This window comes from Clostridium sp. D46t1_190503_E9 (genome assembly GCF_015555225.1).
In the GTDB taxonomy this organism is placed as follows: Bacteria; Bacillota; Clostridia; order Clostridiales; family Clostridiaceae; genus Clostridium.
This window is the reverse complement of sequence record NZ_JADNKB010000011.1, coordinates 1-19,762: the sequence shown is the minus strand read 5'-3', so window position 1 is coordinate 19,762 and position 19,762 is coordinate 1. Positions and strand designations below refer to the sequence as shown.

Genomic DNA, 19,762 nt, shown 5'->3' with positions numbered 1-19,762 from the left:
TTTATTGTATTCATAGTTATATCCAATATAATATTAAATAAATTTTTTTATAGAAATTTTAAAGAGTATATTACAAATGATATGGAGAAAAATTATGAGGTTTCATTTAGCAGTTTAAATGATTACTTAGCCATAAATAATATTGATAAAAATGAAATGACAGCAAGTGATTTAAATAATAATGTAATTAACTTTATTTTAAACAGAGTTTATTGTCAAGGAGCATTATATGATTTAAATGGTAACTTATTATTAAAAGGAACGATTGATGAAAACGAGTTAGATTTAAATGTATATGGGATAACAGAAGAAACATTGAATATAGTTAAAGATAATAAGGCTATTATAGATATTGAAAGAAGGTCTAATAGTATTATTGGAAAAGTAAGTTACTTAGTATATGGTAAGAATAAACAAGCTATAGGGGTTATGATGTTAGCCAACAACTATGAAAAGGAGTATATAAGAAATCAAAATATCAATAAGTTAGTTAATTATATTTTTACTGGACTTTTCTTGATTATATTAATTTCTATATATTTTTTATCATCAAAGATGGTTAATCCTTTAATACTTCTTAAAAATAAAGTTTCAGAAGTAGGAAAAGGTAGTTATCCTTCCAAAATTGATATCACTTCAAATGATGAAGTGGGAATTTTAGTAGATGCATTTAATTCAATGAGTGAAAAGCTAAAAAAGAAAGATGAACAAGAAAAAAATATATTTAGAAATATAACTCATGAATTAAAATCACCAATTACTAGTATTTCAGGATATGCACAAATATTAAGTGAAGATAACTTTCAAGATGAGGAATTTAAAGCTCTTGCTATAAAAAGAATTGTTATTGAATGTAAAAGAATCAATGATTTAGTTGGAACACTTTTAGATATTTCAAAACAAATAAGTGATTTAGAAGATTACTCATTTGAAAATGCTAATTTAAAATATATATTAAATGATATAATTCAAGCTAATTTAGTGAATATAAAAGAAAAATCATTAGAAATAATTGATGAAACTAATGATATTAGTATAAAGGGGAATAAACAATATTTATATATATTAGTAAATAACTTAGTAGAAAATGCAATAAAGTATTCAAATGATAATAGTAAAATTGTGATTGAATTAAAGAATCTTAATGAACATACGATTTTTTCAATTTTATCAGAAGGAAAGGTTATTCCAATTGAGAAGAAGGAAAGAATATTTGAGCCCTTTGTTAAAGTTGATGATAGTAGGAAAAACAAAAAAAATTCTCATGGATTAGGCTTATATATTTGCAAAAATATTGCAGAAGCACATAATGCAACAATCGAAGTAGAGATAGATGAAAATAAATCTAAATTCATTGTCAAATTTGAAAATTTTAATACTTTGGAAACATCTTAATATTATTCCAATAACAACTAATTATTATACTAAGTATATTAAGTGATTGGAGGAGTTAATATGAAAAAAAAGTATTTAGCATTATTAATTGTTATATCAACAACAATGGTGCCAGTAGGATGTTCAAAGGTAAGTAGTGAAAATGTAGTACTTGGAACAGAAAAAGTTGTTATTGATGATAACACAAAAGACAAGAAAAATGAAGATTTTCAAATTAAAAAGGTTGCAGAAATAGAGAATCTAGAACCTGGACCTAATAATTCCATGCTTTACGTAAATGAAAATATTATTCAGCTTATTTATCAATATTCAGGTAATGGTATTGGTGAAGTAAGAATTGGTAAATTAGATAGCGATAATAAAATAAATTGGACTAATAAGAATGCTGATTGTGAAATATATAAAAACTTCATTTATAATGGGATTTACCCAACTAAAATAAAAAAAGATAGCAAAGTATACACTGTTAATAAGGAAGGGGATTTAGAAGAATTAGCTGGATATACTAAATTTATTGAAGAACATGGAAATCTGCTTAATTATCATTATTCCTATAGAAATGGTACTATAGATGAAGTATTCTTTGGAAGTGATCAAGATCCCAATTTAGCTATAATAGATAACCAAAATGAAAAATATTATGTTATTCCAAAAGAATTAAAACGTAATGATAAAGAAGGAGCATTAAGTGAAGTCTTAGGGATAGACGGAGATAGAATGTATGTAAGCTATGTGTACGCAGATATAGATAATTCTATAAGTCATGAGGTAAATAAAGGTGATGATGTAGATATAAGTAATGAAGTGAAAATTACTGTTGGATATATCGAAAATAATAAATTCACTAAAATATTATCAGAGGATGATGGTATTAAAATTAATCACGGTGGAGAAATGATTTATGAAAATGGTAGAATATTATTTTCAGGTTTAGCAGAAGGTAAAAATGGAATCTGGAATTATGATATAGATAACAAGAAGCTTACAAAAATTGTTGATGTAGATAGTGGTACATTCTTTGAATTTCATATAAATGAAAATAAAGATAAAGTTGTTATAAGCAGTATGAAAGCAGCTTCAAAAAGTGATGAAAAACAAAATAATACTTTAATTATTGCAAATATTAATGATAAGTTAGAGCTTACAAACATAACTAATATAGTTACTAATACAGAAGAAAGACATTATAAAGGATTTGCTGGCTGGGCAAATGATGGAGAAACGTTTTATATAAAATCAACTATATATGATGGAAATTATAATGGAACACATAATTTAGAGGTTTATAATATAATAGAATAAAAGTAATTGGATACAAACATCTACAATACTAAATAGTATAATTTTTACTTAAATAAAGTGTTATAAAAAATGTGCAAACTAAATAAAATCAAATAAGCTCCTTATTGATAATAATTTATTATATAGATTATTACCAATAAGGAATTTTTCTGTTAAAATATAATATTAATTAATTATTTTAGATAATTTAAATTGATTTAATATATATTTATAAAGTGATTTAATGGGAATAAAAAATAAAATTATAATATATTTAAGCACATTTAATAAAAAAAACTTGTATTTTATTGAAAAAAGTGTAATATATAATGTAGATTTAATATCAACAAAAAAATACTTTTAATTTAGTTCAGAGAGACTAAGAAGGGAGATAATAATATGAAAAAAAATTCTGAAAATGAAGTATTAATGGTAGATGTCAACGAAAAAGTTCCAATGGGGAGGGCAATTCCATTAAGCATACAACATTTATTTGCAATGTTTGGTTCATCTGTTTTAGTTCCTATCTTATTTAAAATTGATCCAACAACAGTATTGTTTTTTAATGGAATAGGCACTTTGCTTTATGCAATAATAACAAAGAAAAGTATACCAGCCTATTTAGGATCAAGTTTTGCCTTTTTAGCACCAACATTTTTATTATTTAGTGAAGGCTATAGCTTTCAAACTGTACAAGGAGGCTTTGTAGCTTCAGGTCTTGTTTTTTCAATAGTAGCAATTATTGTAGGTTATACAGGGACAGGATGGATTAATAAATTATTTCCACCAGCAGCAATGGGAGCAATAGTTACCATTATAGGACTAGAACTTGCTAGTACAGCAGCTGATATGGCAGGTTTTCCAGTTGGAGGTTCAAATTCACCAGAACTTAACACAACTTGGGTTATAGTATCTATGGTTACTCTTGTAACAGTTATATTAAGCAATGTATTATTAAGAGGTTTCTTAAAGGTAATACCGATATTAATAGGAGTAGTTGTTGGTTATATAACAGCTTGCTTTATGGGACTTGTGGATTTTAATTCTATAAGCAATGCAGCTTTCTTTACAGTACCACAATTCAAAATAGCTAAATTTGATATGACAGCTATATTAACTATAGTTCCTGCTACATTTGTAGTAATAGCAGAGCATATAGGACACTTAAAGGTTACTAGTAGCATAGTAGGAAAAGATTTATCAAAAAATCCAGGTCTTCATAGATCACTTTTGGGAGATGGATTATCAACTATGATTTCAGGTATGTTTGGATCAGTTCCAACTACTACTTATGGTGAAAACATAGGAGTTATGGCTTTAACCAAAGTATATAGTGTATATGTAATATGTGGTGCAGGACTAATATCAATTATATTAGGATTTTCAGGTAAGCTTTCAGCTATAATAAACACAATACCAACTCCAGTAGTAGGTGGCGTTAGTCTCTTATTATTTGGATCTATAGCAACATCAGGGCTTAGAACCTTTATAGAAGAGCAAGTAGACTTTTCAAAATCAAGAAATTTAATACTTACATCAGTTATATTTATGATAGGATTAAGTGGCATAAAATTAAGTATAGGTGTAATAGAGTTAAAAGGAATGGGACTAGCAGCAGTAGTTGGAATTGCTTTAAACTTAACATTTTTAATATTTGATAAACTAGGAATTATGAATGAAGAACCTTAAATAGATAGATTTAAAGAAGATTTATATAAATAATAACGAGTTGATTAAGCTATGTGAAACTGTGATGGTTGAGCATAGCTTTTTTTATTATAATTTTCGAATAAAAATGAATGTGGTTAATTAAACAAAATAAACTGTATTAAAGAAATTGAAAATGACTTAACAAAACGCAAAGCCCTTTTAGCCTATAAAGTGATTATAATCATCCTTAGAATTATTTTAGATATTACTAATAAAAATAAACATAGAAAATAAATATAATAGTGTTGACATCGCCACTATTAAGTGTTACTATATAGTAGTAGTAAGTAATACTAAATACAAGTAATACTAGATAGTGAAGAGGTGACCTGTTTGGAAAATATCACGGAAATGTTAAAAGGAGTACTAGAAGGTTGTGTTCTGGAAATTATCAGCCATGAGGAAATATACGGATATGAAATTACTAAAAGGCTTAATACCCTTGGATTTACTGATGTTGTAGATGGAACAGTTTATACAATACTAGTAAGGCTTGAAAAAAATAAATTGGTTGAAAGCACAAAAAGACCATCTGATATGGGACCTCCACGAAAGTTTTTCACTCTTAATGATGCAGGACGTGAGGAACTACAGAGGTTCTGGGAAAAATGGGAATTTGTATCATCAAAAATCAATGAATTAAAGGAGATGAAATTATGAATTTTTGGGAGAAAATTACGGGAAGCGACATGACTAAAGAACTTAAGTCCTTTGAATCACGAGCTCAAAAGCTACCAGCTGATTATCAAGCAGCATGGGAAGAAATTAAGGCTAATCTTTGGCAGTATTCAGATTTTACTGGTCGAAACTTAATACCAATTCTTGATGGTGTACTTGGATTGCTAGAAGAAACAGCTTCTGACGAGCAGAGTGTACAAGAAGCTTTAGGTGAGGATATCAAAGGATTTTGCTCAGCTTTAGTTGGTAAAGAAAATTCAGATTATTATCGAGACAAGTGGAGAAAGCAACTTAATAATAATATAGCTAAAAAATTAGGTAAATAGGAGGATAAAATGAAAATACAAGATATCATTGAAGGTAAAAAAGAATGGCGAGCACACGTAGCTCGTGTTAAATCGCTACCAAAAGATTATCAAATTGTTTATAAAGAAATCCAAAAATATCTTTTTAAGGTAGGTCCTGTTGAACTAACTGAAGGAACAGATTTACTTTCTGGGATTGTTGATCTTTTTGAAGAAGGTGCAGCATTAGGAAAAGGCGTATTAGAAGTAACTGGTAATGACGTAGCAGCTTTCTGTGACGATTTAATCAAAGATTCCAAAACTTATGCTGACATTTATCAAGAATCAGTTGATAAAGAAGTTAGCAAGGCTATGAAAAAAGCTATAGATAAAACAAAGTAAAAGAAAGATATCAAATTTAAAAAGCAATTAAAGCTAAATGTCAACTTATATAATAAAGGTAGAGTATATAAAAGTATCTTAATGGTTGCAGGAATTTAAAAATTATAGTATTGAAAAACATCATAAATTAAGGGGATGATAGAGTGTCTAAATACGAGTGGATATTATGCCCAATCTGTGGCAATAAAACAAGGGTCAAGATAGGTGTTGATACTGTGCTTGAAAACTTCCCATTATTTTGTCCTAAGTGTAAACAAGAAACAATAATAAATGTAAAACAACTAAATATATCAGTTATTAAAGAGCCAGACGCTAAGACGCAGAGCCGATAACATATGAGTAAAATCATAGTTATCGGCTCTTTTTTATTCTAATTACTCAATCACTTTGTAATATAAATCACTTATAAATTACCTTGAAATAGTTAAATTTATAAGGTCAAGCTGTATTCAAAGGATTAGATGTAAATTTAAATTTAAATAAATTTACTATATTGTAGAGGAGGAAATGAAAATGAAAAAAAGTATAATTCAGATTAAAGATATAAAAAAAACTTATAAAAATGTAGAAGTTTTAAAAGGAGTAGATTTTGAAGTAGAAGAGGGAGGTATCTTTGCATTACTAGGTTCAAATGGCGCTGGAAAAACAACTATGATTAAAATCATGGCAACTTTACTTAAAGCAGATGCTGGAAGTGTTGTAATTAATGGTTTTGATATTAAAAAAAATCCAGGAGGTATTAGAGCTTCTATTAGTCTTACTGGGCAGTTTGCTGCCATTGATGAAATTTTGACTGGTCGTGAAAATCTTCAAATGATAGCAAAACTTAGACATCTTAAAAATCCAAATGAAGTAGCAGATGAATTAATTAAGAGATTTGGTATGTCAGAGGCAGCAGATCGCAGAGTTGGTACTTACTCTGGAGGTATGAAAAGAAGAATTGATATTGCAATGAGTTTAGTTGGAAATCCAAAGATTATATTCTTAGATGAGCCAACTACAGGCCTTGATCCAGAAGCACGTTTAGAAGTTTGGAAAATTGTAAAGGAGCTTACAACTTCAGGAACTACAGTATTTTTAACCACTCAATATTTAGAGGAAGCAGAACAACTTGCAGACAAAATTGCTATTCTTCATGGAGGAAAAATCATTGCTTTAGATACACTTGAAGGATTAAAAAAATTATTTCCACCTGCAAAAGTAGAATATGTTGAAAAACAACCTACATTAGAAGAAATATTCCTAACAATTATCGGTAAAAAGGAGGAGAAATAAATGGAGTCTACAAATAAATATTTTTTCAAAGATATGAGTGTTATGTTTGGGCGTTCTATGCGCCATATTTTTAGAAGTATAGATACAATTATTACAGTTTGTATCACACCAATTGCAATGATGTTATTATTTGTTTATGTATTTGGTGGTGCAATTGAGACAGGTACAGAAAATTATGTTAATTACCTACTGCCAGGTATAATGTTAATGGCTGTTGGTAGTGGGATTGCATATGTAGCTTATCGTTTGTTTATAGATAAAGAACGTGGTATCTTTGAACGTTTTCACTCAATGCCTATATCTCGCTCTACAGTGTTATGGGGACATGTATTAACCTCATTAATTTCTAATGGAATTTCTGTAGTAGTAATCATACTTGTTGCATTATTAATGGGCTTTCGTTCTTCAGCAGGAATCTTACAATGGTTAGCTGTATTTGGAATTCTTGGGATATTTACACTTGCTTTAACTTGGATTGCTGTAATTGCAGGACTTGCTGCAAAAACACCAGATGGTGCAGGTGCATTTTCTTACCCAATTATCTTCTTGCCATTTATAAGTTCTGCCTTTGTGCCAACAGACACGATGCCTTCAGTAGTACGTGCCTTTGCAGAAAATCAACCTGTAACTCCTATAGTAGAAGCTATTCGTAATTTACTAGCAAATAATCCAGTAGGAAATGATATTTGGATTGCTCTTGCTTGGTGCATTGCAATAACAGTTGTTGCTTATATATTTGCAATGAGAGTTTATAAAAAGTTATAATCTATATTTATATAGTGATTTATATTATAAATTTAAAGAACAGTAATATTATTAGATAGTATGATTAGTAGGATGGTTTGAATATTTAAGATTACTTATATTCCCTAAGGATAAGACTTGGGGAATATTTGTTTTTTAGATGGAAAAGCTTAAATTAAAAATTAAACAAAAAAGAAATGGAAAATAACTAGTCAACATTTATTTAAGGTTTAATTTTTATGGAATTAAGATACAATTTTAATATATAATAGAAATGCATATTATTACATAATCACAATTTATTGTTTATTAATAGTATTATTATAAAAAGGATGACTTTATGAAAAACAAAGAATTTATAAGATATTATCAAATTATTTTAAAACAGAGCCAAATAAAAAAACAGATTAATTAAATACAGGGTAAGAGAAAATAATTATGAAATTAACAGAATTAATCAACGAAAAGTTATATTGATTAATTATAATTATCAAGTTCCTACACTAATTAATACTTAATGTGATATTATTTTGTAAAATTTCCGATTAAATATTATATTATATTATTAATATTTATATTGATAGGAGTGGTTAAAATGCCAATGTTAAAGTTTAAGGGAATAGAAACAGAAAATCTTTGTGCAATAAGTAAGAATTTAATAAACGAATTACAGGAATTAATTCAATGTCCAAGAGATTATTTTAGTTTGTCAGTTGATAAATCTGTATATATAAAAGATGGAGAAATTGTTAAAGGTGACCCTGTAGTTGAAGTTTCATGGTTTGATAGGGGACAAGAAGTTCAAGATAAAGCTGCAAAAATAATAACTAAATATATACATTTATTAGAGTATCCTAATGTAGATGTAATATTCTTTCCATTAGATGAAAATAAGTATTATGAAAATGGGGAGCATTTTTAGTTATTTAAATTAATATGTTGCTATTAAATATATTTAATGATAGGGATAATATAATACATTATAATATAATACATTGTTTTTTTCCTCTGCTAATATAAAATAAAGTTATATAAATTAAATGGGAGGTTTGAAGCATGAATTATCACGTTAAAAAGACAGGTAGTAATTTAAATTCTGGAACAGAGAAGGAACCTTTTTTGACTATTGGCAAGGCAGCTTATGTTGCAAAACCAGGTGACATTATTACTATCCACGAGGGCATTTATAGGGAATGGGTCAGTCCTAAGAGTGGCGGAACTTCTGCACAGAGAATAATCTATGAGGCAGCTGAAGGTGAAAATGTAATTATTACAGGTGCTGAAGTTATCACTGAATGGGAAAGAGATGGAGAGATATGGAAAACTATTATTGACAACAAGTTTTTTGGGGATTTCAATCCATTTGCTGAAGCTATATTTGGGGACTGGCTATTTAAAACAGATAGAGTTTTTCACTTAGGAGATGTTTATCTTAATGGACACTCTATGTATGAAGCAGCTTCTATGGATGCAGTACGCAATCCCAAAAAGTCAGAAACATCGCTGGAGGCGGAATTTTCGGTATATGCTTGGTATGCTGATGTAGACGACTACAATACAACTATATATGCAAATTTCCAAGGAGAAGATCCAACAAAGGGAAACGTTGAGATAAATGTACGTCGTTTCTGCTTTTGGCCTGAAAATCCAGGACGAAACTACATAACAGTTCGTGGCTTTACAATGAAACAAGCTGCTACTCAATGGGCACCTCCAACTGCTTTACAGGAAGGTCTTATTGGGCCTCACTGGAGTAAGGGCTGGATAATTGAAAATAATATCATCAGTGATTCTCGTTGCAGTGGAATAAGTCTTGGAAAAGAAGAGAGTACTGGCCAAAACGAATGGTCTACTATTCACACTAAAATGGGTCATCAGCGAGAACAGGAAGTTATCTTTAGGGCAGTTAACAATGGTTGGAACAAGGACAATATAGGTAGTCATGTTGTTCGTAATAACCTTATATATAATTGTGGACAGGCGGGTATTGTGGGACATATGGGTTGTGTTTTCAGTCTCATTGAAAACAATCATATCCACCACATAAGACACAAAAGAGAATTTGAAGGTGCAGAGGTTGGAGGAATCAAGCTTCATGCAGCTATTGATACAATTATTAAAAACAATGTTATTCACGATTCATTTAGGGGAGTTTGGCTAGATTGGCAGGCTCAGGGAACTCGTGTTTGCAATAATGTGATGTTTGGAAATGACAGTGAAGATATATTAGTTGAAGTTAGCCATGGGCCAACAATGATAGACCATAATATTCTACTTTCTGGTCATGCCTTCAAAACCCTTAGTCATAGCTGCGCCCTTGTTCATAACCTCCTTGCAGGAACAATATCTATAGGAAATGAATTGAACAGACATACACCTTACCACGTTCCACACAGCACCTCTATTGCTGGTATGACCAGATTTACAGGTGGGGATGACCGTTATTATAATAATATTTTCCTTCGAGAAAAAGATGATAAACGCTCAGATGAGCCTTATCTTGAAGCATTTTTTGGAAACAATATTTTAAAGCCCGAAGAAATAACTCCATTTACTAACCCTGTTTTAACATATCCTGTAGGAACTGCTGTTTATAATAATTGTCCAGGTCCAGACGATGTGAAACCATGGGATAAAATTCAAAGAAGGCTTGCCTCCAGTAGTCAGCCTCCAAAAGCGCAAGAAAAGGAAGATGATAATAAAGAGGAAGAAGGAAAGCCAGCATATGCAAGCCTTTCTAATCCAGACCCACTTGCAGTTTATATTGAAAACAATGTTTACTTCAATAGGGCACTTGCATACAAAAATGAAAAGGGCTCTAAGTTATACGAAAATTCAGGAATTGAATATGAAATTAATAGGGAAGCAAAAATGGTCATTATTGATATAACAAACCCTGAAATGCTTATGGAAAATGCTTCGGATATTATCACCACAAATATACTTGGTTATGGATTCCAGACAGAGCAGTTTTTTGAAAAGCCTGATGGCACACCATATTGTTTTGATACAGACTTCTTTGGAAATTCACGTGGTAAAGAGGCAGTTCCTGGGCCATTTCAAGTAACAGGCAAGCAAAAATTTGAATTTTCCTTTAAATAAATTTTTATAGCTTTCTATAACTATAATTGAATGGTTAAATGCCTTTAAAATAGAAAAATGAAAACTTCAGGCATTTTATACATGTTTGGCAAATCTATTACACAAAAGGAGATTAAAAAAAATGAAAAAGCAAGGTTTTAATCCTTATCTGCCATCATGGGAATATATCCCTGATGGAGAACCATATGTTTTTGATAATAGAGTTTATGTATATGGATCTCATGATCGTTTTAACGGATATGCATATTGTTTAAATGATTATGTGTGCTGGTCTGCACCAGTTAATAATCTTGCAGATTGGCGTTATGAAGGTGTTATCTTAAAAGCTACTGATGTAGAAAATAATGAAGATCGTGATAGCTGTTTATATGCTCCAGATGTTGCAGTAGGAGCAGACGGTAGATACTATTTATATTATGTTGACAGCAAGCGTTCTATTGTTTCTGTTGCAGTATGTGACACACCAGCAGGTAAATATGAATTTTATGGATATGTTCATTACTCTGATGGTACATACCTTGGAAATAGGGAGGGAGACGAACCTCAATTTGACCCAGGAGTACTAAGAGAGGGAGATAGGACTTATTTGTATACTGGCTTTTGCTCAAGAGGTGACAAATCAAGAAGTGGAGCTATGGCCACAGTACTTGGTCCAGATATGTTGACAATCATTGAAGATCCAGTAATTATTGTACCAAGTGATTCTTATAGTAAAGGCTCTGGATTTGAAGGTTTTGAATTTTTCGAAGCGCCTTCAATTAGAAAATATGGAGATACTTATTATTTTATATATTCTTCTATCTCTATGCACGAGTTATGCTATGCTACAAGCAAATATCCAACTAAGGACTTTAAATATGGAGGAGTTATTATAAGTAATAGTGACCTTCATATTAACTCTTACAAGCCTGCTGAAAAACCAATGTTTTATGGTGGCAATAATCATGGAAGCATAGTTGAAATTAATGGACAATGGTATATTTTCTATCATAGACATACTAATGGAACCAATTTTAGCAGACAGGGATGCATGGAGAAAATTGAAATTTTGGCTGACGGAACAATTCAACAGGTAGAAATGACTTCCTGTGGTGCAAATGATGGGCCATTAGAGGGGCGTGGAGAATTTCCTGCTTATTTAACTTGTAATCTATTTTGTAAAGAAGAATCTCTCTATACTGATTTTACGGCTTCATGGATGAATAACCAATTTCCTAAGATAACTCAGGATGGAAAAGATGGTGATGAAGAAATTGGATATATTGCTAATATGAAAGAATCTGCTACAGCTGGTTTTAAGTATTTTAATTGCAATGATATCAAAAAAGTTAAAATTAAAGCCCGCGGATATGCTTCAGGTGACTTTGAAGTAAAAACATCCTGGAATGGTCCAGCCCTTGGAAAAATATCTATTGGTTTTTCAAATGTCTGGAAGGAATATTCATCTGATATTGCAATTCCAGATGGAATTCAAGCATTATATTTCACCTATACAGGTCAGGGGAGTGCAAGTCTTGCATCTTTTACTTTGGAATAGGGGGCTAATACTGATAATCTGAGGAATTTAGAAATATATCAAAGGACATATATTCTCTGTTAAGAGTGTGTATGTTCTTTTTTATTGTAAATAAATTTAAAACTATATTTATTAATAAAAATACTATGATAAGATATTAAATATAAAATAATGAAAAGGATCAAGAAAAGTTTTAAGAAGAAAACAAGAATACTTATAGAAAATTAATTATAAGAGGTAAAAAGGATGAAAATATATAATAAATTAGTTAGAGATAAAATACCAGAAATAATAACATCAGATGGAAAGACATGTGAAATAGAAATAGTTACTGGAATAGAAAAACAAGAACTTTTAGAAAAGAAATTACTAGAAGAAGTAAATGAATATTTAGATGATAAAAATCTAGAAGAACTTGCAGATGTTATGGAAATACTATTTGGGCTTGCAAATCAACTTGGATATAGTGAAGATGATTTAATAAAGAAAAGAAATGAAAAGCTAAAAGAGCGTGGTGGATTTAAAAAAGGAATAGTATTAAAAACAGTAAAATAAAACAACAAGTATTATTTTTATAAATAGCAGCTTATATTATAAGTAGAGAATTTATAAATTACATAATAATATTATATAGGGTTATCCCATAAATGATTTTAAAATAATTTATGGGATAACCATTATATATTTAATCTAAAATAGTAACTCTTCATTATTGTATAAAGTGATAAGAGAGAATTACAATAGAAATAAAATTTTAATTTAAATAAAAACATTTTTTATAAGTATTTAATAAAATAGTGAATAAATATAGGAATTTTAAACGAATATTGAAAAATATTACAGAAATAGGTTATAATATATAATATATACTTATTATAAAAGGGGAAAGCATAATGCAGTTAAATATTGAACAAAAAAAGATAATCAATGGTAAACCAAATGGACATGTTCTTGTTAAAGGGGTAGCTGGTTCAGGTAAAACTACTGTAGCTGTTAATAAAATATCTGTTCTTTTAGATAATTATTGCAACGATAAAGATGATAGAATACTTATGGTTACATATAATAAATCTTTAGTTAAGTACGTTAAATACATATATGATAATATTCAAAAGGAGAAAGAGCTAGAACAACTAACATTTATTGATTCAATTAAAAATGATAAATTAGATATAAAGACCATAGATTCTCTTATGTATAGATATTTTATGATTTATAAGAATAGAGTTAAAAATAAGAATTTAGAAATTGCTAGTCAAGAAGAAGTAAACAATATACTACTTGAATCAATAGCTAGTATTAGCAAAAAATATATAAATGTAAAATTAGTATCACCACAAAACTTATCTTTTATAAGGGAAGAAATAATATGGATAAAATCCTGTGATTATACGGATTTAGAAGTCTATCAGAATATTGATAGATTGGGTAGGATTTCCAAGAAAACATCAGATGCTCCTCAAAAGTTAAGAAAAAATTCGGAACAAAGAGAAGCCATATTTAAAATTTTAGAAATATATAATCAGAAGTTAAAAAGTATAAACAAAATAGATTTTCAAGATATGGCAATAATTGCACTAAATACAGTAAAGCAAGAAAGAACAGCAAAATATACTCATATTTTAATAGATGAAAGTCAAGATTTAACAAGAATACAATTAGAATTTATTAAAGCATTATATAATGAAAAATCATATTCAAGTATAACTTTTGTAGCAGACGTAGCACAAAGTATCTATCCTCAAGCCTGGCTCACAAAAAATAGATCATTTACATCAATTGGATTTGATATGAAAGGAAAATCAACATCTTTGAGTAAGAACTATAGAACTACAACGGAAATTGCACAAGCTGCTTATAGTCTTATTGAAAACGATGTAGAAATTATAGAAGATGATAACTTTGTTAAGCCGTCTCTTATTGATAAAAAAGGGAGTTATCCTGTATGTAGAATATTTAAATCTAAAAAAGAAGAGGCTGAATATATTGCTACAACTATAAATGAAGATTTAATTAAAGAATATAATTTAAAGGATATTGCTATAATAGCAAGAAAGAAAGAGCAACTATTTGAAATTAAATCTTTTCTAGAAAGGTTAAACATAAAATCAACTTTATTTGATACGAAAGATGATTTTGATTTTGAAGAAAACTCAGTTAAATTACTAACAATGCATTCTATTAAAGGATTAGAGTTTAAAGTTGTAATGATAATCGGTTTAAATAATAGGATTATGCCTTTAAATACTATTGCTAATGAAATAGAGGACGAAGATATTATTGAATCAAGAGATAGAAAGTTATTATATGTTGGTATGACAAGAGCAACTGAAAAATTGTTTATAACTTCAGATGGAAAGCCTTCAAAATTTATAGGAGAAATAAGTTATAAATATTTAAAACCTTCTCTAAATACAAGTTTTAGAAGAATTCATAGAATTAATATAGAAGATTATAAATTTAAAGATAAAATATTTGACTTATATTCCGAAGAAGAGAAAGTAAGGCAATGGTTAATTAAGGAATTAATAGATGTATATAAATATAAAGAGGACCTAATAGAGATAGAGAAACCTATTAATATAGGATCTATACCTGGTTTTGTAGATATTGTAGTAAATATATATAGGAATAAAATTAAAGATTCCTATGTAATGATTGAAGTAAAAAGATGGGGAGTAGGAATCGAAAGAGCTCTTACTCAGCTTAAAAGTTATATGGCTACTTCACAAACAGTTCAATACGGCATTGCTACAGATGGAAATGAAATAATTATAATTAATAAACAAGGTGAAATTATAAGTGATATACCAGAGTTTAATTCATCTATGCTCCCTTCGTCTTTAGTATCTTATGAATACATAAACTTAAAATATAATAATAAGATCGAATTTATAAGCGATTCAAATAATCCAAGTGAAATTTATGTGACTAATGAAAATTCAGAGGAAATAGAAGATGATATAAGAAGTGTGCCAATTTATAATGAAATCGCCGCTGGGAAACCTATATTAATAAATGATGTAATAGAAGGTAACTTTTTTATACCAAATTTATGGACTAAATCATTACAAGATATATTTATACTTAAAATTAGAGGCGATAGTATGATAAATAAAAATATCAATAATGGAGACTATATTCTTATTAATAAGCAATCAACTGCAAACATAGGGGATGTAGTAGCTGTTGATATTGATGGAAATACAACATTAAAAACTTATAAAACAATGGGCGGCAAGATATTACTTATTCCAGAAAACGATAATTATGAACCAATGATTTTAGATGAAGATCAGTTAAGGATAATTGGTGTAGCTATAGGAGTTATAAAAAAATAAAAATATATAATTCTTTTTATAATTTTATCTAAAATTATATTAATCTATAGTAGTTGAATATAACTAAAAAGTTGTATCAAATTAATTCTTATCTGATACAACTTTTTAATTTCTTCACCGAAGGGAATCTTCCATATTTTTAATATTATTCCTTATATTTTTATATTATAATAATTTATGTAATTAGTAAGTTTTAATATTAAAACAGATTTAAATGGAGATAGAATCGATGTATATAAATAAAGTACCACATGAATTAAATAAACATACTCATATAGAAGAAAAAGGTATTATCTTAAATAACAATGAAATGATTTTATATAATTTACCTAGTTCTAATAATGTAGATACAAGAATATTTGCTAGATTATTAGAGGATAGCAGAGTAGTAGCAAGTTACAAAATGTATTGGCTATTAGGAATTTTAGAAGAAGTGAGTTTAGGCAATCTTCAAATATCTTTTAAGAGATTAGTTGCACGAATGATAACAGCAGCATGGTACCCAACTATGCAGTACAAATTATATTTTGGACAATTTGATAATTTAAAAAAGTCTATAGATCATATATCAAGTACTTACAAAGTGCTTACTAATATTAATAATAATGAATTATTAGAATTTATTTGTAATCTTGATGATAAGATTTTAAATAAGCAAATGAAGGACTTAACAAATCAAGTTCCTTATATGCTTTTATCTCCTTTTTTTGATAATAAAATAAGAGGAATATCTGGTACAAAAAGAACAAATAAAATAACAGAGTTATCTTTAAGTGAGCCAGGTGGTTTATATAAGATAATTAAAGATGATAATTATATAATTATAGATGAAGAATGGGCAAGCTACATGAGAGGAAATTATAAGATAATAAAATCTTGGATATATTATAAACTAAGTTGTTTCTTACAAAAAAGAAATCCCAATGTACCAGCAATTATATTCAAATTAGATCCACCAATAAGCAGAAATTTATCTAAAGCAACAAGAATATGGACAAGTGTTATTGAAAGCAGAAATATAAAAGATGTTTATACAGGAAGAGAGTTTTCACAGCAAAATTATGATGAATTAGGTGTTTTAAGTATAGATCACTTTATTCCTTGGAGCTTTGTAATGCATGATGAAATGTGGAACTTAGTGCCTACTTTTAAAAATATAAATAGTAAGAAAAATGATAAACTTTTAAGATATGAAAATTATATAAATGATTTTTGTAATATACAGTATGCAGCATTTTCTTTTATGTGTGATAATAACAGAAAGAAAGACTTAGAACAGTATGTAGATATTCTAAGATTAGAAAATCCATTAGATTTTTATAAGCATAAAGGAAAAGAAGGTTTTTCAGAAAAACTAAAATTAAGCATAGCTCCAATATATCAAATAGCTTTAAATCAAGGATTTAGTGTTATTGATAAGTTATAGATTATAAGATTAACATAAAGTAAGAATCAATTAATAATACAAGTTAATGCATAATCAATATATATTTTTAATTATTTTATCTCGAAAACAAGTTAATTTAATATTTTGAGGAAAATATTAAATTGTGATTAATGCTGAAAATATAAGGGCTTAATAGTAAATTGTTAGGTTTATAAAAATGATTATTTTTATAAAGAATCATCAAAGGCTCATCAAACATATAAAAAGCATAAATAAATGATATAAAATAGGAATAATATGTTAAAATAGTGTTGAGTATATTGGACAAGGTTCATACCTTACAAGAGTCAACAAAATTAGAAGAAAATAAGGAGGGATGCCCTGTGATTATAAAGTTCATTAGAAACATAACAAAAGGATTTAGTGGTATTACTTTAAACATTGGACCAGTTGGATTTAATTTTGATAGGAGTGGCTCTTGTCGAGTATATATTGATAGGTTTAATAATTAAAATTTTTAATGTACGGAGGTATTTATGGGAAATTACAGCGATTATTTAAATGAACGATTTAATCAATTAAAGACAAATATGTATGACAGTGGTTGTAGACCAATAATATTTGCAGGCACAGGGATAAGTAGAAGATATATTGAGGCGCCAGATTGGAAAGGATTACTTAATATTTTAATAGGAGAAAATCCCAATATAAAATATCCTTTAGGATATTATAGACAAGACTGTAGCGATTTATCTGAAGTAGCATCTAAGATAATAGATGATTATTTTAATTTGGCATGGGAAAGAAAAGCAGAGGAAATTTATCCAGAGGGCTTGTATGAATATCCAGATAAAAGCATTTTCTTGAAATATACTATTTCAGATATAATAGGTAAGTATATGAGTGACTTTAAAATAGAAGGACACAAATATGAAGAAGAATTAGTTGAGTTAAGTAAATTAACGCCACATGCAATTATAACAACAAATTATGATACTTTATTAGAAACAATATTCAAAGGAAAGTATAAGACAATAATTGGACAGCAAGTTATTAAAAAGTCTGAAGTAAATAAAATAGGGCAGATTTTTAAAATTCATGGATGTGTTTCAAATCCTGAAGAAATTATTATTTCTAAAAATGACTACATAAATTTCAAAAAGAAGCAAAAATATTTATCTGCTAAGTTGCTAACTTATTTTATTGAACATCCAATTATATTTATAGGATATTCATTATCAGATGAAAATATTATTGGAATATTAAATGATATAGCGGATATGATTTCAGTTGAGGATAACTTAGTGGAAAATATTTGGCTAATTGACTGGAATAGTGAGTCAATGGGAGAAGGAGAAAAACCACCTTCTGAAAAGGTTATTAATTTAGGTGAAAGTAAAACTATTAGAATAAATTATATTGCAGTTAACGATTATGTTGAATTATTTAAAACACTCTATCAAGGGTCAAGTGTAGAAATAGATGAATTATTAAGTTTACAAGATACTGTTTACAATATAGTTAAAAGTAAGACTATTACAAATCTTGAGGTTGATGCAATAAGTTTTAAAGAGGCATGGACAGAAAATAACATAATAAATCAATTGGGATTGAAAGATATTATTGAGAAACCAGATTCTACTAATATTGAAGGAAAAAATACATTTATAAATTTAAGTGTAATAAAGGAACCAGAACAATTATTAGCAGAATATCCATATAGAATAAGTGATATTGCAAATAAGATTGGTGACGATCATTGGTATAGGGCGAATAAATTAATAACTGAAATTGAAGAGAAGTCAGGAATTGAAATTAAAGGGACAAATAATTCTTATCATATAGATGTTGGAGTTAATGGAAATAATCATAGATATTCAAATGAATTATTGAATATATTAAAACAATATATAAATGGGAATCAAATTAAACTTATTAATTCAGATATGCAAGAAATTAAAATAGCAAAATAGAACAAGCCACACAATTAATCTTGTGTGGCTTGTCCGTTAAGGCTAGTATCTAATGTATTTAGAGCATTTCTAATCATATTTTTATTCCTATGTTGATAAGTATTTCTAGTGAATATAGGGGTATAGTGTCCAAGTAAATCTGAAACTGTTTTTTCGTCAATACCTAGTAAGTATAATTGTTGCGCACAACAATGACGAGTATCATGAAATCGCATTGTTTTTAAACCTAATCTTTTTAAGGTTCTCTTTAAACTAGATGTAATAGAGGCTGGATTAAATAAATCACCATTATCTTTACAAATGACTAAGTTATATTTGTTTACTAAACCTTTAACTTCTAAAGAGTTTTGATAATCCTTTAACTCTAAAAGCAATTTAAATACTGAATCTGGGATTGGATTTACTCTAATAGACCCTTTTGTCTTAGGTTCTTTAAATAGAGGACCATTTTGTGTTAAGACTAACTGTTTATTTATACTAAGTTCTTGTTCTTCAAAGTTAATACTATCCCAAGTAAGACCAAGAATTTCTCCACGCCTCATACCCATTTGAAATCCTAAAGCAAAAGCAACTTTATGAGTTAAGGTAGGTGTAGAATAAACTGATACCTATGTCAAGGACATTATAAAAAAAGGGTTATGCACAAAGAAGATGATTTCTGTATTGAACAGGGG

The 19,762-nt window shown here is 28.4% G+C and carries 17 protein-coding genes and 1 pseudogene; 17 read left to right on the top strand and 1 reads right to left on the bottom strand.

The genetic code is table 11. The features are described 5' to 3' along the window. The first annotated feature begins 81 nt into the window (after positions 1-81). From I2E83_RS13055 to I2E83_RS12980, 17 genes are all read left to right on the top strand, one after another. The gene (locus tag I2E83_RS13055; RefSeq protein ID WP_195430227.1) at positions 82-1,395 is read left to right on the top strand and encodes a HAMP domain-containing sensor histidine kinase; all 1,314 of its coding nucleotides are present in this window, start codon (positions 82-84) and stop codon (positions 1,393-1,395) included. Positions 1,396-1,455: 60 nt separating this feature from the next. Beyond that, a complete protein-coding gene (locus I2E83_RS13050) occupies positions 1,456-2,697 on the top strand; it encodes a hypothetical protein (protein WP_195430225.1) in 1,242 nt (413 codons plus the stop codon). Between the two features lie 378 nt (positions 2,698-3,075). Then, a complete protein-coding gene (gene uraA, locus I2E83_RS13045) occupies positions 3,076-4,365 on the top strand; it encodes a uracil permease (protein WP_195430224.1) in 1,290 nt (429 codons plus the stop codon). Positions 4,366-4,719: 354 nt separating this feature from the next. Further along, complete coding sequence (locus I2E83_RS13040) at positions 4,720-5,046, top strand: PadR family transcriptional regulator (RefSeq protein ID WP_195430223.1); 327 nt, start codon at positions 4,720-4,722, stop codon at positions 5,044-5,046. After that, complete coding sequence (locus I2E83_RS13035; RefSeq protein ID WP_195430222.1) at positions 5,043-5,390, top strand: DUF1048 domain-containing protein; 348 nt, start codon at positions 5,043-5,045, stop codon at positions 5,388-5,390. Before I2E83_RS13040 ends, I2E83_RS13035 begins: the two co-directional genes overlap by 4 nt. 9 nt (positions 5,391-5,399) lie before the next feature. Next, on the top strand, positions 5,400-5,750 hold the full coding sequence (locus tag I2E83_RS13030) for a DUF1048 domain-containing protein (RefSeq protein ID WP_195266404.1): 351 nt from the start codon (positions 5,400-5,402) through the stop codon (positions 5,748-5,750). Between the two features lie 143 nt (positions 5,751-5,893). Then, the gene (locus I2E83_RS13025) at positions 5,894-6,082 is read left to right on the top strand and encodes a cysteine-rich KTR domain-containing protein (RefSeq protein WP_195266402.1); all 189 of its coding nucleotides are present in this window, start codon (positions 5,894-5,896) and stop codon (positions 6,080-6,082) included. Positions 6,083-6,263: 181 nt separating this feature from the next. Then, entirely contained in the window at positions 6,264-7,025 is a 762-nt protein-coding gene (locus I2E83_RS13020) for an ATP-binding cassette domain-containing protein (protein WP_195430221.1), read from the top strand. After that, positions 7,026-7,790, top strand: a complete 765-nt coding sequence (locus I2E83_RS13015; protein WP_195430219.1) for an ABC transporter permease — start codon at positions 7,026-7,028, stop codon at positions 7,788-7,790. Between the two features lie 574 nt (positions 7,791-8,364). Then, positions 8,365-8,691, top strand: coding sequence for a DUF1904 family protein (locus I2E83_RS13010; protein WP_195430217.1), 327 nt, complete (start codon positions 8,365-8,367; stop codon positions 8,689-8,691). 134 nt (positions 8,692-8,825) lie between these two features. Next, positions 8,826-10,871 (top strand): right-handed parallel beta-helix repeat-containing protein, encoded by a 2,046-nt coding sequence (locus tag I2E83_RS13005; RefSeq protein ID WP_195430215.1) that lies wholly within the window; start codon positions 8,826-8,828, stop codon positions 10,869-10,871. Between the two features lie 121 nt (positions 10,872-10,992). Beyond that, the gene (locus I2E83_RS13000; RefSeq protein ID WP_195430213.1) at positions 10,993-12,408 is read left to right on the top strand and encodes a family 43 glycosylhydrolase; all 1,416 of its coding nucleotides are present in this window, start codon (positions 10,993-10,995) and stop codon (positions 12,406-12,408) included. Positions 12,409-12,633: 225 nt separating this feature from the next. Beyond that, entirely contained in the window at positions 12,634-12,942 is a 309-nt protein-coding gene (locus I2E83_RS12995; RefSeq protein ID WP_195430210.1) for a nucleoside triphosphate pyrophosphohydrolase, read from the top strand. Positions 12,943-13,280: 338 nt separating this feature from the next. Continuing rightward, complete coding sequence (lexA, locus tag I2E83_RS12990; RefSeq protein WP_195430207.1) at positions 13,281-15,728, top strand: transcriptional repressor LexA; 2,448 nt, start codon at positions 13,281-13,283, stop codon at positions 15,726-15,728. 229 nt (positions 15,729-15,957) lie between these two features. Then, complete coding sequence (locus I2E83_RS12985) at positions 15,958-17,154, top strand: HNH endonuclease domain-containing protein (RefSeq protein WP_195430203.1); 1,197 nt, start codon at positions 15,958-15,960, stop codon at positions 17,152-17,154. A 344-nt stretch (positions 17,155-17,498) separates the two neighbouring features. Next, a complete protein-coding gene (locus I2E83_RS18200) occupies positions 17,499-17,627 on the top strand; it encodes a hypothetical protein (RefSeq protein ID WP_279325326.1) in 129 nt (42 codons plus the stop codon). A 24-nt stretch (positions 17,628-17,651) separates the two neighbouring features. Next, positions 17,652-19,088, top strand: coding sequence for an SIR2 family protein (locus I2E83_RS12980; RefSeq protein ID WP_195430200.1), 1,437 nt, complete (start codon positions 17,652-17,654; stop codon positions 19,086-19,088). 14 nt (positions 19,089-19,102) lie between these two features. Here I2E83_RS12980 and I2E83_RS12975 read toward each other — a convergent pair. Beyond that, positions 19,103-19,660, bottom strand: a pseudogene (locus tag I2E83_RS12975) (site-specific integrase); the annotation flags it as partial. Positions 19,661-19,762 lie beyond the last annotated feature (102 nt).

Coding starts and splice junctions, on each gene's coding strand:
- I2E83_RS13055 (WP_195430227.1), top strand. CDS start 82: ATGGAGAAAAATTATGAGGTTTCATTTAGCAGTTTAAATGATTACTTA.
- I2E83_RS13050 (WP_195430225.1), top strand. CDS start 1,456: ATGAAAAAAAAGTATTTAGCATTATTAATTGTTATATCAACAACAATG.
- uraA (WP_195430224.1), top strand. CDS start 3,076: ATGAAAAAAAATTCTGAAAATGAAGTATTAATGGTAGATGTCAACGAA.
- I2E83_RS13035 (WP_195430222.1), top strand. CDS start 5,043: ATGAATTTTTGGGAGAAAATTACGGGAAGCGACATGACTAAAGAACTT.
- I2E83_RS13030 (WP_195266404.1), top strand. CDS start 5,400: ATGAAAATACAAGATATCATTGAAGGTAAAAAAGAATGGCGAGCACAC.
- I2E83_RS13020 (WP_195430221.1), top strand. CDS start 6,264: ATGAAAAAAAGTATAATTCAGATTAAAGATATAAAAAAAACTTATAAA.
- I2E83_RS13015 (WP_195430219.1), top strand. CDS start 7,026: ATGGAGTCTACAAATAAATATTTTTTCAAAGATATGAGTGTTATGTTT.
- I2E83_RS13010 (WP_195430217.1), top strand. CDS start 8,365: ATGCCAATGTTAAAGTTTAAGGGAATAGAAACAGAAAATCTTTGTGCA.
- I2E83_RS13005 (WP_195430215.1), top strand. CDS start 8,826: ATGAATTATCACGTTAAAAAGACAGGTAGTAATTTAAATTCTGGAACA.
- I2E83_RS13000 (WP_195430213.1), top strand. CDS start 10,993: ATGAAAAAGCAAGGTTTTAATCCTTATCTGCCATCATGGGAATATATC.
- I2E83_RS12995 (WP_195430210.1), top strand. CDS start 12,634: ATGAAAATATATAATAAATTAGTTAGAGATAAAATACCAGAAATAATA.
- lexA (WP_195430207.1), top strand. CDS start 13,281: ATGCAGTTAAATATTGAACAAAAAAAGATAATCAATGGTAAACCAAAT.
- I2E83_RS12985 (WP_195430203.1), top strand. CDS start 15,958: ATGTATATAAATAAAGTACCACATGAATTAAATAAACATACTCATATA.
- I2E83_RS12980 (WP_195430200.1), top strand. CDS start 17,652: ATGGGAAATTACAGCGATTATTTAAATGAACGATTTAATCAATTAAAG.